Source organism: Paractinoplanes atraurantiacus (genome assembly GCF_900215205.1).
Taxonomy (GTDB): Bacteria; Actinomycetota; Actinomycetes; order Mycobacteriales; family Micromonosporaceae; genus Actinoplanes; species Actinoplanes atraurantiacus.
The window spans coordinates 16,996-29,468 of record NZ_OBDY01000016.1 but is presented as its reverse complement, the minus strand read 5'-3'; the positions used below and the strand labels follow the sequence as shown (position 1 = coordinate 29,468).

General features: G+C 71.0%; 16 protein-coding genes. 8 read left to right on the top strand and 8 right to left on the bottom strand.

The window, feature by feature from the left end; translation table 11 throughout:
* Positions 1–8 precede the first annotated feature (8 nt).
* Positions 9–557: an RBBP9/YdeN family alpha/beta hydrolase gene (locus tag CRP55_RS30005; protein WP_097323894.1), complete on the top strand. Its 549-nt coding sequence runs from the start codon at positions 9–11 to the stop codon at positions 555–557.
* A gap of 13 nt (positions 558–570) precedes the next feature.
* Here the strand turns inward: CRP55_RS30005 and CRP55_RS30000 are convergent, their stop codons facing one another.
* Together CRP55_RS30000 and CRP55_RS29995 are read right to left on the bottom strand one after the other, a co-directional pair.
* On the bottom strand, positions 571–1,296 hold the full coding sequence (locus tag CRP55_RS30000; RefSeq protein WP_097323891.1) for a hypothetical protein: 726 nt from the start codon (positions 1,294–1,296) through the stop codon (positions 571–573).
* 18 nt (positions 1,297–1,314) lie between these two features.
* Positions 1,315–2,067 carry a class I SAM-dependent DNA methyltransferase gene (locus CRP55_RS29995; protein ID WP_097323888.1) on the bottom strand — a complete coding sequence of 251 codons (753 nt, stop codon included), beginning with the start codon at positions 2,065–2,067 and terminating at the stop codon, positions 1,315–1,317.
* An 18-nt stretch (positions 2,068–2,085) separates the two neighbouring features.
* Between CRP55_RS29995 and CRP55_RS29990 the strand changes: the two genes are divergently transcribed.
* The gene (locus tag CRP55_RS29990) at positions 2,086–2,739 is read left to right on the top strand and encodes an NAD(P)H-binding protein (protein ID WP_097323885.1); all 654 of its coding nucleotides are present in this window, start codon (positions 2,086–2,088) and stop codon (positions 2,737–2,739) included.
* On the opposite strand, the gene CRP55_RS29985 is transcribed toward CRP55_RS29990, so the two are convergent.
* Positions 2,717–3,610, bottom strand: coding sequence for an NAD(P)-dependent oxidoreductase (locus CRP55_RS29985; protein WP_097323883.1), 894 nt, complete (start codon positions 3,608–3,610; stop codon positions 2,717–2,719). The two genes, CRP55_RS29990 and CRP55_RS29985, sit on opposite strands and share 23 nt — an antisense overlap.
* Before the next feature lie 60 nt (positions 3,611–3,670).
* On the opposite strand from CRP55_RS29985, the gene CRP55_RS29980 reads away from it, so the two are divergent.
* Both CRP55_RS29980 and CRP55_RS29975 read left to right on the top strand, forming a co-directional pair.
* Positions 3,671–3,904, top strand: a complete 234-nt coding sequence (locus tag CRP55_RS29980; RefSeq protein ID WP_097323880.1) for a hypothetical protein — start codon at positions 3,671–3,673, stop codon at positions 3,902–3,904.
* A 105-nt stretch (positions 3,905–4,009) separates the two neighbouring features.
* The gene (locus tag CRP55_RS29975) at positions 4,010–4,993 is read left to right on the top strand and encodes a hypothetical protein (RefSeq protein ID WP_097323877.1); all 984 of its coding nucleotides are present in this window, start codon (positions 4,010–4,012) and stop codon (positions 4,991–4,993) included.
* On the opposite strand, the gene CRP55_RS29970 is transcribed toward CRP55_RS29975, so the two are convergent.
* On the bottom strand, positions 4,994–5,449 hold the full coding sequence (locus CRP55_RS29970) for a cyclophilin-like fold protein (protein ID WP_097323872.1): 456 nt from the start codon (positions 5,447–5,449) through the stop codon (positions 4,994–4,996).
* Positions 5,450–5,550: 101 nt separating this feature from the next.
* On the opposite strand from CRP55_RS29970, the gene CRP55_RS29965 reads away from it, so the two are divergent.
* Complete coding sequence (locus tag CRP55_RS29965; RefSeq protein WP_097323870.1) at positions 5,551–6,414, top strand: helix-turn-helix domain-containing protein; 864 nt, start codon at positions 5,551–5,553, stop codon at positions 6,412–6,414.
* Here the strand turns inward: CRP55_RS29965 and CRP55_RS29960 are convergent.
* On the bottom strand, positions 6,324–7,649 hold the full coding sequence (locus CRP55_RS29960) for a hypothetical protein (RefSeq protein WP_097323866.1): 1,326 nt from the start codon (positions 7,647–7,649) through the stop codon (positions 6,324–6,326). The genes CRP55_RS29965 and CRP55_RS29960 overlap by 91 nt on opposite strands.
* A gap of 70 nt (positions 7,650–7,719) precedes the next feature.
* Complete coding sequence (locus tag CRP55_RS29955) at positions 7,720–7,941, bottom strand: HAD family hydrolase (RefSeq protein ID WP_097323862.1); 222 nt, start codon at positions 7,939–7,941, stop codon at positions 7,720–7,722.
* A gap of 380 nt (positions 7,942–8,321) precedes the next feature.
* Between CRP55_RS29955 and CRP55_RS29950 the strand changes: the two genes are divergently transcribed.
* On the top strand, positions 8,322–8,615 hold the full coding sequence (locus tag CRP55_RS29950; RefSeq protein ID WP_097323859.1) for a hypothetical protein: 294 nt from the start codon (positions 8,322–8,324) through the stop codon (positions 8,613–8,615).
* A gap of 58 nt (positions 8,616–8,673) precedes the next feature.
* Entirely contained in the window at positions 8,674–9,027 is a 354-nt protein-coding gene (locus tag CRP55_RS29945) for a hypothetical protein (protein ID WP_143234991.1), read from the top strand.
* Between the two features lie 2 nt (positions 9,028–9,029).
* Here the strand turns inward: CRP55_RS29945 and CRP55_RS29940 are convergent, their stop codons facing one another.
* Entirely contained in the window at positions 9,030–10,472 is a 1,443-nt protein-coding gene (locus tag CRP55_RS29940; protein ID WP_097323852.1) for a peptide MFS transporter, read from the bottom strand.
* A 35-nt stretch (positions 10,473–10,507) separates the two neighbouring features.
* Between CRP55_RS29940 and CRP55_RS29935 the strand changes: the two genes are divergently transcribed.
* Positions 10,508–11,935, top strand: coding sequence for an NAD-dependent succinate-semialdehyde dehydrogenase (locus CRP55_RS29935; RefSeq protein WP_097323849.1), 1,428 nt, complete (start codon positions 10,508–10,510; stop codon positions 11,933–11,935).
* On the opposite strand, the gene CRP55_RS29930 is transcribed toward CRP55_RS29935, so the two are convergent.
* Positions 11,925–12,422 carry a GNAT family N-acetyltransferase gene (locus tag CRP55_RS29930; protein WP_245923472.1) on the bottom strand — a complete coding sequence of 166 codons (498 nt, stop codon included), beginning with the start codon at positions 12,420–12,422 and terminating at the stop codon, positions 11,925–11,927. The genes CRP55_RS29935 and CRP55_RS29930 overlap by 11 nt on opposite strands.
* Positions 12,423–12,473: the final 51 nt, after the last annotated feature.

Genomic DNA, 12,473 nt, shown 5'->3' with positions numbered 1-12,473 from the left:
CGCCACACGTGATCGACTCCCCGCGGATATCCGCCGTCACCGTCCCCGGCATCGACGGGTCCGGCCCCGGCCACTGGCAGACTTTGCTCGACGCCGACCCCACATTTCTGCGCATTCAGCCCGCCTCCTGGAGCGACCCGGTGCTGGACGACTGGATCGCCGCGCTCGACCGGGCCGTCGCCGTGGCCGACCACCCGGTGCTGGTCGCGCACAGTCTGGGCACCCTCGCCGTCGCCCACTGGGCCGCCCGCCCCGACCGCTCGCCGGTGGCCGGCGCCCTGCTGGTGGCCATTCCCGACCCGGCCGGCCCCGGCTTCCCCACGACGGCGGGCACGTTCCGCGAGCCGCCCCTGACCCCGCTGCCTTTTCCCTCGATCGTGGTGGCCAGCACCAACGACCCGTACGACACCGAGGGCGTCGCCGCCGGCTACGCCGAGGCCTGGGGCAGCCGCTTCCTCGACCTGGGCGACGTCGGCCACATCAACACCGACGCCGGCTACGGCGAGTGGCCGCTGGCGAAGACCCTGATCGACTCCCTGCACCGCTCGGCCGGATAGCGCCGGACGCCGATCACTCGGGGACGACAGCCGTCCACGACTGCCCCTCGCCGGTGCGCCACGCGGCGACCACCGTTCGCGGCGCCGCGAAGCCGGGATCGCGGGCGCCGAGGAAGAAGGCGCCGGTGGCGCGGGCACTGTCCGCGGTGCGGCACAGATGACGCAGATGATCCCGCAGCCCCGGATGCCGCACGGCGGCCAGCCGCTCGTCCCACACCGGGTCGACACCCCAGTCAGGGCTCAGGGCGAACAGATGCCCGGGCCCGCGCATCGCCCCGGTGGCGGCCGCGAGCGCACCGGCCAGCGACCCGTCGGTGTCCACCCGGAACTCCACCTCCGGGTAGGCGTCGCGGACGTCGCGCGGCTCGAGCCCCCGCTCGCGCAGAATCCGCCCCAGCTCGGCGCCGGTCACCCCCGCGTCGAGCTCGGGCACGCCGGCGTCGGCTCCGTCCCCCTCGACGGCGGCCCGGAACTTCGAGCGCCCGAGATCGATGCTCCAGTACGGGGCGATCAGATCCCACTCCTCCAGCAGCGTCCCCAGCACCGGGACGGAGGAGAACGACGGCCGTACGACCTCACCCAGCGCCCCCACGTCGAAACCCTTGGCGAACAGGTCATCGGCCAGATCGTCACAGCTGTAGTACACGGCGTACTCCGCCGCGTCGCCGTCCACCGCCCGCCCCAGCAGCACCGAGAACCCGTCCACGAGGGCCACGTGCCACTCGTCCGTCACCGTCATGAGTGCGCATTTTAAGGGTCACGCCGACTCGCAGACGCAGAGCTGAAGCGGCGCGTCCGTCGCGAAGGGCCGGCCGGCCCAGTCGCCGAAGCGCCCGACGAGCCGAAGGCCGCCGAGCGACAACAGCAGCGGCAGCTCTTGCGGAAAGACGCTCCTGATCTCGAGCGGCGCGGCGACGAAGTCCGGCTCGGAGCCGGTCGAGAAGAACCACGTCCCCCGCGTGACCTGCGCGGCCGCGTCGTAGACCTCGGCGACCTCCACACGGACGTCGCCCCGGTCGGGATCCACGAACGACAGCGACTCCCGCCCGCGCCGCACGCCATCGGCCGCGGCGAGCAGGCGTACGTTCGGATTGAACACGTCGAAGACGAACCGTGCGCCCGGCGCCAGATGCCGTCGAACCGACCGGAAGCAGCTGATCAGGTCGTCCGCCTCGTGCAGGTGCAGCAGGGAGTTGGCGGCGATGAACACGAAATCGAAGGTGCGGCCCAGATCGAAGTCCCGCATGTCGCCCCGCGCCCACTCCACTGTCACGCCGCGCTCGTCCGCCTTGCGCCGGGCCTCGGCCAGCATGTCGGCCGAGAAGTCCAGCCCCGTGCAGGGGCGCCCCTCGGCCGCGAGCGGGATCAGCTTGTGGCCGGTGCCGCACCCGAGCTCCAGCACGCTCCCACCCTGCCGCCCGGCGTAGTCGCGGTAGTAGTCGACCGCTGGCCCGCCACCCGGAAACATCAAGTCGTACAGCTTCGCGTGCGAGTAGATCGATCCGCTCATCCCGCTAAGGTAGAGCGCGTGCGCGTCTTCGTGATCGGGGCGGCCGGTGGCGTCGGGCGCCGGCTCTCGAAGCTGCTGACCGGGCAGGGCGACGACGTCACCGGCATGCACCGCGGGGCCGATCAGGCGGAGGCCGTGGCCGCGTCCGGGGCGAGGCCCCTGCTCGGCGACCTCGTGCACGACACCGTGGACGAGCTGGCGCTGCGGTTCCAGTGGCATGACGCCGTCGTCTTCAGCGCCGGGGCGCACGGCACCGGCCGCGACCAGACCACTCTCATCGACGGCAAAGGGCTGGAGAAGGCGGCCGAGGCGGCCGGGCTCGCCGGCGTACGGCGGTTCCTGCTGGTCTCCGTCTTTCCCGAGGCCGGCCGCAGCCGCGAGCCCACCGAGGGCTTCGAGCACTACATGCGGGTCAAGAAGCAGGCCGATGTCCTGCTCAGCCGGTCCGGGCTGGACTGGGTCATCGTGCGGCCGGGCACCCTCGTCGACAACGCCGGCGAGGGGCGGGTCACGGCCGGACCGGCTGTTTCGTACGGCGACACGCGGCGCGACGATGTCGCCGCGTTCCTTGCGGCCGTGCTGCACGAGCCCCGGCTCAACCGGGTGATCGTGGAGGTGACCTCCGGGGACGAGCCGGTCGCCGATGCGGTCAGGCGGCTCGCGTCCGGTTAGCGATCGCGTGCACCACGGCCGCCATGTCCTCATTCCCGTGGCCCCGGTCGAGGGTCTCGCGGTAAAGATCCCGGCAGACCTCCAGCAGCGGCATCGCGGTGCGGGCGGCGCCGACGATCAGCTCGTTGTTCATGAGCACGTCGCGGATGGACGCCTGCACGGCGAAGTCGCCGTCGACCAGCTTGGCCGCCTTGACCCGCGACACCGTGCTGGCCATCGGGCCGGCGTCGAGGACGCGGCGCAGCGTCACCGGGTCGAGGCCGTGGCCCTCGGCGAAGTGGAACGCCTCGGCCAGGCCGGTGACCATGCTGATGAGGTACGTGTTGACGGCCAGCTTCATGAGCAGGGCACCCGGCACCGCACCGCAGTCGAAAGTCTGAGCGCACATGGGTGCGATCAACGGGCGTACCACCTCAAGGTCGTGGGGTTCTCCGGCCAGCATCGCGACGAGCTGGCCCGCCTCGGCCGGACCGCGCGAGCCGGAGACGGGGGCCTCGGCGTAGCGGCCGCCGGCCTTCTCGACGCGATCACGCAGCCCGGCCGAATAACCAGGGTCGGTGGTTCCCATGTGGACGATCAGATGGCCGTCGATCAGAGAAGGGTCGAGAACGCTGTCGATCGCATCGGCGCCGGCCAGCATGAGGATCACGATGTCGGCCCGCTCGAAGACCTCCGCGACCGTGGCCGCCCGCTCGGCGCCCGGCGGTGTCTCGCGGGACGGCGTGCGGCTCCAGACGATCAGATCGGTGCCGGCCCGGGCGAGATTGGCCGCCATCGGCCCGCCCATCACGCCCAGCCCGAGGAATCCCACTGTCATGCGCCCGAGGCTAGGAGCAGCGCGGCGGCGGCACCCGATCCAATCCGGCGGCATTGGTTCGCGCCATCCGAAACGGGACGGTCCCCGGCCGCCGGGGCGTGCGATGGTGCGGGCATGGCAGTGACTGCGAACCTCGACGCCCTTCTCGACGAGCCGTACCGTTCCCTCGACCTGAAAGACCTCGTGGCGGCGCCGGTCTCGGCCCTGTCCGGCGTCAGCGACGAGGAGGCGCAGGGCCTGTCGCTGGCCTTCGGCATCGACACGATCGGCGACCTGGCCGAGAACCAGTTCATCCGCGCCGCCGTCGCCATCACCGCTCTCGCCAAGGTCATCGAACCTGAAGCGTGAGCGCCGGCCCTCCGTTCGGCGGGTACTGTGCCCGCATAGGCGATGCTTTAGTCGGATTTCGCGGCATATGGTCGGGCCTCATATCTGCTTCTGCGTGAGGTGCCCATGTCCCGCCTGTCCCGGCCCGCGTTGCTCACGGCCGCCGTCTCCCTGACCGCCGGCCTCGTCGTCGCTCCCGGTGCCGCGTACGCCGCCGACACCGCGACCCAGCTGTCCGCCGCTCAGATGGCCGCGGCGCTGAAGTCGGTGGCCACCACGTCGACCGCCGCGGCCGCCCCCGGCTGGAGGGCCACGACGGGCCTGTCCGGCCAGCTGTCCGGTTCCGGCCTGTTCGTGGCCGACCCGGCCGGTGGGGTGGGGTTCGAGCGGTTCATCTCCGGCGGGCTGATGGCGGCCGAATACGCGGTGGCCGGCAAGGGCCGGTACGAGTACCTGGGCGACCCGACGGCGCGGTCGGCGGTGAAGATGATGGGCCGGCCCGCGGTCAAGTTCGTGTTCACCGCGGACAAGGCGCTCAATTTCGACGCGTACGTCAAGGACGCCGCCACCTCCCCGGCGACCGTCCTGACCGACGACACCGACCACGCCGGCACCAAAACGGTGCACGACGACGCGCCCGCCGACTACCGGTTCAAGGCCGACAGCACGACCGTCACCATCCACGTCAACCCGGCCGGGGTGCTGACCTCGGCCCGGGCGACCGACGACGGCGTGGCCGTCACGCTGGCCTACGCCTACGGCCCGCAGCACGTGACGGTGCCGGCGGCGACGGCCACGATCGGCGCCGCCGCGCTGGACCAGGGCATCACCTACCTGGACATGCCCACCATCGTGAAGCAGGTAGCCCGCCAGGGCGCCGCCGACGCGCGCAAGGCCGCGCACGGCCACAAGGTCAAGGTCGCCTCGCTGCGCAAGGTGGTCCGGCGCGACGTCGCGGCGGCCAACAAGTCCCTGCGACTGACCATGGTCAAAACCAAGAACACGACCAACGGTGTCCGCGTGTACGCCACCAACCCGTGGACCCACAAAACCACCGCGTACACCCTCAAGGCGTCCGGCACGAAGGTCGTCACGACCAAGAACAGCTGATCACTCGATGCGGACGGCGGCACCGCGGCCGATGGCGGTGATCTCGGTCAGGCCGTCGTCGATCGTGCCGAGGGCAACCAGTCCCGGCGCGGGCACCCGCTGGCCGAGGTCGTCGTAGTAGACGGCGATGACCTCGGTCAGCGGCCAGAAATAGATGTGGCCCGGCGCCGGGTCGTGCACGGCGACAGCGTCCTGCACGGTCAGTGGTTGCGGTAGGCGGCCGGACTTCGCCTGACCCCACACATCCTTGAGCTGTACGGTCACCGGCAGCATCCCGGCGAGCTGCCGCGCGGCCGGGCTGCCGGTCAGGGTCGCCCGTACGGCATGGTGACCGAACCGCAGCACGACCGAGGCGCCGCCGCCGGCCGGAAGAGGGGCCGGGGCCGCCGCGGGCACCGAGCATCCGGCCACGGCGGCGAGCATCAGCGCGGCCGCGCCGGCGAGGATCGAGTTCATTCCTGCATCGCACGCCCGCCGCGCGGCAGGTGGAAGCTACTGACGACAGGTGTGCCACCAGCACACCCCACATTCCCGGCCCGCGCCGTAGCCTCGGGACCGTGGACAACCGAGCCGACGTGCGCGAATTCCTCGTCTCACGCCGCGCCAGGATCACCCCCGCCCAGGCGGGCCTGCCCGCCGGCGGCCCGCGCCGCGTGCCGGGCCTGCGGCGCAGCGAGGTGGCCGCCCTGGCCGGCGTGAGCGTCGAGTACTACGCCCAGGTCGAGCGCGGTTCCCTGCGGGGCGTCTCGGCCGGCGTCCTCGAGGCGATCGCCCGCGCCCTGCGCCTCGATGAAGCGGAACGCACCCACCTGCTGCGCCTGGCCCACGAGGCCGGCGCCGCCGCGGCCCGCCGCCGTCGCCGCCAGCCGGGGGAGTGGATCGTCCGGCCCAGCGTGCAGTGGTCGCTGGACGCCCTGACCGCCCCGGCCGGCGTCGGCACCGGCCGGCTGGACCTGCTCGCCACCAACACGCTCGGCCGGGCCATGTTCAGCGACCTCTACACCGATCCGGGCCGGCCGCCCAACTTCGCCCGGTTCACCTTCCTCGACGAGGCGGCCCGACGCTTCCACCCCGACTGGGACCTCGCCGCCGACACGGCGGTGGCCAACCTGCGTACCGCGGCCGGCAAGGATCCCCACGACAAAGACCTGCACGACCTGGTCGGTGAGCTGTCCACCCGCAGCGACGACTTCCGCCGCCGCTGGGCCAGCCACGACGTGCGCACCCACGGCACCGGCGTCAAACACTTCCACCATCACGTCGTGGGCGCCTTGACGCTCGCCTACGAAAGCTTCGACCTGCGCGCCGACCCCGGCCTCACGATGACCGTCTACACCGCCGAGCCCGGCTCCCCGTCCGCCGAGGCACTCACCTTGCTCGCCGCCTGGGCCACCACGAGCCCGGAGGTGCCAGCGTCGTAGGTCCGCGACAGGGTCTGCACGGCGAGGGCGGTGTAGTACGGGCTGACGCCGCCGGCCCGCTCGATGACCCACGACGAGAAGCGCACCTGCCAGACGTTGCGCCGGGGAACACCGAGATGGCTGGCGTACGTGACGTGCAGGCTCAGAATCTGCGCGATCTCATCGGAGATCGGATCGAAGTAGTCCCTGCGGTACGCGGAGTCCGTCGCCGACGCGACCGTGAAGGCCATCGCCGAGAACCCGGCGAGCAGCCCCGCGACATGCACCAGGGCGACCGGCACGTCGTCGCTCCACGACAGCGTCTCGTAGCCGGCTCCGAGCCACTGCTTCATCGTGTCCGGGACCAGCACGATCACGCCGAGGGTGAAAAAGTACAGGAAGACACCCACGCCAACCCACACCGCCCCGGCCAGCTGCCGGGTGGTGAGCGCCATCGCCACGTTGAAACGCTGCGCGGCCGTGAGCGCGGGCAGCGCCTGGCCGGCGCCGCCCGTGCCGAGCCGGCCGTGGACGCGGCTCAGGTTGTCGCGGACCTCCCGGATGCGGGCCCCGCCCGCGAACAGGGCCACCACCGCGAACAGCAGCAGGGCCAGGCTGAGCCGGCCCGCGTCGAGATGCTCGGCGGCCTGCCACACGTCGGCGTTGAGGAACAGGAAGAGGGTGAGCACCACCATCGCCGGCAATGTCTTGGTCTGCAGCCGCACGATCCCCGGCATGTGGCTGAAGAAGTCGGCCAGCGCGTGCTTGGCCAGCGACACCGCGCCGACCCAGACCGAGGCCAGGAGCAGCAGCGCCACGCAGGCCCAGATCGCGGCCAGGTACAGAGCGGACAGCCCGGCCGTCAGGAGCAGGTCGGCGTACCCGGGGTCCGCGGGGGTCTTCACGCCCGACGGCAGGATGTCCGGCAGAGCGGTGGGGGACAGGACCGCGTACAGCAGAGGAACCGCAACCGGCCACGCCCAGCAGATGACGACCATCGTCCCGCGCACCGGCATCCAGGACGCGAGGAGCTGGAAGGCGGCGGTCGACCCGAGCCAGATGACGAGGATCGTCCAGAAGCCCCGCCCACCGGCGAGGACGAACGGCACGGTCGCGGCGGCCGCGGTCAGCGGGGGCAGCACCCGCGGCGCGACATGTTCGCGCAGGCTGTAGTCGTAGGTGAGAGCCGGGACGCCCGCCTTGCGGAACCTTCTCTCGTACGTGATGCGATCGAACGCAGGAGCAGGAGCGGACACTGCGATCTCCCTCCCGTGTCAGCCGCCGACGAGAGCAGCATCGAAGAGGAAGCCGGTAGATCGCCATCCATCAGGCGACTGAACGGTTGTCAGGACGAGAGCACCCGAAGAACTTGACGTTGGGCTTCTCCCAGCCGACGACGGCCGACGTGAAGACCGCGTGCACGTGCTCGCCCAGGCCCAGGCCGGTCACGAGGCGGTCGAGCTCGGGCACGTGGTTGCTCAGGATGGCGTTGCGCCAGCCGGCCTCGGCGAGCCGCCGCAGCGACGGCTCGGCTTCGGGGAAGACCACCCACGGGCCGGGCTCGGTGAAACGGTGACGGACCAGCCCGGCGCCAGGTGCTCGTGACCGGCCTCGTGCTCATGCCACGGAAAGCCGGAGCCGAGGAACGGGCGAAGGTCGTCGCGGCTGATCGCCGTGGTGCCGCCGCTCACCTCGGCCAGGCACTCCACCAGGCAGGTGCTCCACATGCCTCGCCGGTGGGCCAGCGTCCCGTCGAAGTCCCAGAAGACCACCGGCCCGGCCACCGACACACCCTAGCGCGGCGTGAGTGTCGTAAGTCCGTCGCTGGTCTTGGGCCGGTGCAGGTCGCGCTCGTCCGGCTGATCTCGGGCGGCGGTTGGCACGGCGGGTAGGCAAGCATTCACCGATGACGATGTAATGATCGGCGTATGAGCCGGATACCGCTGTTGCGGCACCTCCTGCGCCGGGGGCAGCCCTGGACCCGGGCCGATCTGCTGACCGCGTTCGGCCTGGTGATCGCCCTGGCCGCCGTGATCGTCCCGACCGTGCTGGCCCGGCGGGGCAATCAGGTCGCCACGTCCGGGGTCGAGCAGGCGCGGCGGGCCAACGAGCTCGCCGCCTCAGCGCAGTCGGCGCGCTCCGATCCCAAGGTCAGTGCCGTGGCGGCCTATCTGGTCGACACAATCTCCGGCAAAGCGGGTGAGGGCACCAACGTGGAGTAAGCTGCTGATCCCCAACGATCCGGATGTTCCGGAGGTTCCGTTTCCGCTCGATGTGGACATGCGCTTCACGGTGGCGGCCGGCTCGTACGACCGGCTGGCGTTGACCGTCGGGCCGAAGCAGTACTCCGAGGGCGACCCGCCGACGATCGTCGCCGGCGAGGTGACGCTGGTCGACGACGCCGGGCGGCGGCTTCCCGCCGGGTCGTTCGCGGTGGTGGACGCGGGATCTGACGGCAACCTGCACTGGGACTGGGACCAGAAGGCCTGGGCCGTCAATCCGGACGACATGCCCCCCGAGCGGGTCGACTGCTACCACCGCAACCACGATCTGGTGGACGGCGTGCTGGACGAGCCCGGCCGGACAATCGCGCCGGAGCTGACGGCGCTGCAGGAGACTCTGGAGGCGCTGTAGCCCTACCGGATGCCGCCCATCAGGCGGCGGATCCACGGGCTCATGGCCCACAGGATGCCGCCCAGGGCTATGGCGATCAAGCCCAGGATGCCGAAGTACGCGACCTCGTGGTCCTCGCTGTAGTAGCCGGCGAGGGTGCCCGACAGGGCCGTGCCCAGGGCGACCGACAGGAAGAACAGGGCGACCATCTGGGTCTGGAAGGCGCGCGGGGCCAGCTTGGTCGACAGGGACAGGCCGACGGGGGAGAGCAGCAGCTCGGCGACGGTGAAGACCAGCAGGATGCCGGCCAGGCCGAGCAGGGGGACGCTGGCGCTGCCGGCGAAGGGCAGGAACAGCAGGAACGCGACGCCCATGATGGCGGTGCCGGCGGCGAACTTCACCGGGCTGGAGGGCTGGCGGTCGCCGAGCCGGGTCCAGAGGGCGGCGAAGACGCCGGACAGGATGATGATGAAGACCGGGTTGATCGACTGCACCCAGGAGACCGGCATCGTCCAGCCGAAGATGTCGCGGTCGAGCCGTTTGTCCGAATAGATCGTGACCACCGTGAACTGCTGCTGATAGAGCGACCAGAACGCCGCCGAGGCGATGAACATCGGGATGAACGCGTAGACACGGTTCCGCTCCACGTGATCGATCTTTCGGCTGCTGAGGATCACCACGAAGTAGGCGACCGCGGCGAGGATCGAAAGAACGACGACGATGTCCGACAGATGCGAAGCGGGGATCAGGCCGGTGAAGGCGAGCACCGCGATGACCGCGACCACGGCCAGGGCGGCACCGAAGACCAGCGGGCGGCGCCCGGGCGGCAGGGGATTGGCCACCCGGCTCGCCGCGGCCGGCAGCGAGCCGCGGGTGAGCGCGTACTGGGTCAGGCCCAGCGCCATGCCGACCGCCGCCAGCGCGAAGCCCCAATGAAAGCCCGCCTCCTGCTGGAGCAGGCCGGTCAGCAACGGCCCGACCAGCGCACCCAGGTTGATGCCCAGGTAGAACAGTGAGAAGCCGGCGTCGCGGCGCTCGTCCTCCGGCGCGTACAAGGTGCCCACGATCGACGTGGCTGTCGCCTTGACGCCGCCGCTGCCCAGTGCGATCAGGACCAGACCCACGGCCACTCCCGCGATGCCCGGGATCACCGACAGCCCGATGTGCCCGCACATGACCAGGATCGCGCTGCCGAAGAGCACCTTCTCCGGGCCGAACAGGCGGTCGGCCGACCAGGCGCCGACCACCGTGGCCAGGTAGACCGAGCCGCCGTAGGCGCCGACGATCGACGTCGCCGTGTCCTGGTCGATGCCCAGGCCGCCCCGCGAGGCCTCGTAGTAGAGGTAGATCAGCAGGATGCCCTGCATGCCGTAGAAGGAGAACCGCTCCCACAACTCGACCCCGAAGAGGTTGGCCAGCGGCCGGGGCTGGCCGAAGAAGGTGCGCTCGGTCGTCGTCTCCACCATTGGCGTGGTGTACCCAGCAGGACGAGACTAAGAGCGTGGAAACTGAACTCTTCATCGGCGGCAAGTGGGTCCCCTCCTCGACCGGGGACCGTTTCGATGTGAAGGACCCGGCGACCGGCGACGTCATCGCGACGGTCGCGGACGGGTCGGAGGCGGACGCGACCGCCGCGGTGGATGCGGCGGCCGAGGCGGGCAAGGCCTGGGCGGCCACGGCTCCGCGCGTACGGGGTGAGGCCCTGCGCAAGGCGTGGGAGCTCATGACCGAGCGGGCCGGCGAGCTGGCCAAGCTGATCAGCCTCGAGAACGGCAAGGCGCTGGTCGACGCGAAGGGCGAGGTGACGTACGCGGCCGAGTTCTTCCGCTGGTTCGCCGAGGAGGCCGTGCGTGGCGCCGGCGACTTCGCCACCGCCCCCTCCGGCGCCAACCGCATCCTGGTCACCCGCCAGCCGGTCGGCGTCTGCGTGCTGGTGACACCGTGGAACTTCCCGGCCGCCATGGCCACCCGCAAGATCGGCCCGGCGCTCGCCGCCGGCTGCACGGTCGTGCTCAAGCCGGCCAGCGACACCCCGCTGACCGCGCTGGCCATGGCCGCCATCCTGGCCGAGGCGGGCGTGCCCTCGGGCGTGGTCAACGTGCTGCCGTCGCGCAGCTCGGGCAAGGTCGTCGGCAAGATGCTCAAGGACCCGCGGGTGCGGAAGCTGTCGTTCACCGGCTCGACCGAGGTCGGGCGCATCCTGCTCGCCCAGGCGGCCGACAACGTGATCAACACGTCGATGGAGCTGGGCGGCAACGCGCCGTTCCTGGTCTTCGCCGACGCCGACCTCGACGCGGCGATCGACGGCGCGATGATCGCCAAGATGCGCAACGGCGGGGAGGCGTGCACGGCCGCCAACCGCTTCTACGTCGAGTCGTCGATCGCGCCGGCCTTCAGCGAGAAGCTGGCCGAGCGCATGTCCGCCCTGCGCGTGGGCCCCGGCACCGACGAGAACACGCAGGTCGGCCCGCTGGTCAACGAGGACACCGTCGGCAAGGTCGACAGCCTGGTCAAGGAGGCCCTCTCCGGCGGCGCGACCGCGGCCACCGGCGGCTCCCGTCCCGACGGTCCCGGCTACTACTACCCGCCGACCGTGCTCACCGGGGTGGCGCCGGACGCGCCGATCCTGCGCGAGGAGATCTTCGGGCCGGTGGCGCCGATCGTGACCTTCACCGACGAGGCCGAGGCCGTCCGGCTCGCCAACGACACCGAGTTCGGCCTGGTGGCGTACGTCTACACGACCGACCTGGCCCGGGGCCTGCGGGTGAGCGAGGCCATCGAGGCGGGCATGGTCGGCCTCAACCGGGGCCTGGTCAGCGACCCGGCGGCGCCGTTCGGCGGCGTCAAGCAGAGCGGCATCGGCCGCGAGGGCGGCCACGAGGGCCTGCTCGAATACCTCGAGTCGAAGTACATCGCCGTCAACTGGTGACTTTCTTCCTCATGCGTACGAGCGGGACGGGGGCGCCCCCGCGGGCGTCCTCGACCTGCTCGACGACGTGGAAGCCGTACGCCTCGTAAAGCGGTTGCCCGGACAGGGTGCCCATCAGTTCCAGCGTGGTGAAGCCCTCGGCCGCCGCGGCCTGCTCGCAGAGCGACAGGATCAGCCGGCCGATCCCCCGCCGCGTGTGCGCCGGGTGCGTGTACATCGCCCGTACCTTGGCCGGATCTTTGGAAGGGTCCAGCAGGCCCGCGTCACGCCCGGTGGAATGGTCGCCGCCGTAGAGCGTGGCCCGCCGGCTCCACCCGCCGCAGCCGGCGATCTGCCCGTCCTCCTCGATCACGAAGTACGTCTTGTCGCTGATGAGCTGAGTGTCCAGCCCCATGATCGCGTTGCTGCTCGCGATCTGCGACGGCGTCAGAAAGTCTTTCTGGTTCTCCGCGATGGCCGCCGCGATCAAGGGCTCCAGAGCTGGCATATCCGACATTTCGGCAAATCGGCTCGTCAGGGTCATGGCCTCCATCTTCTC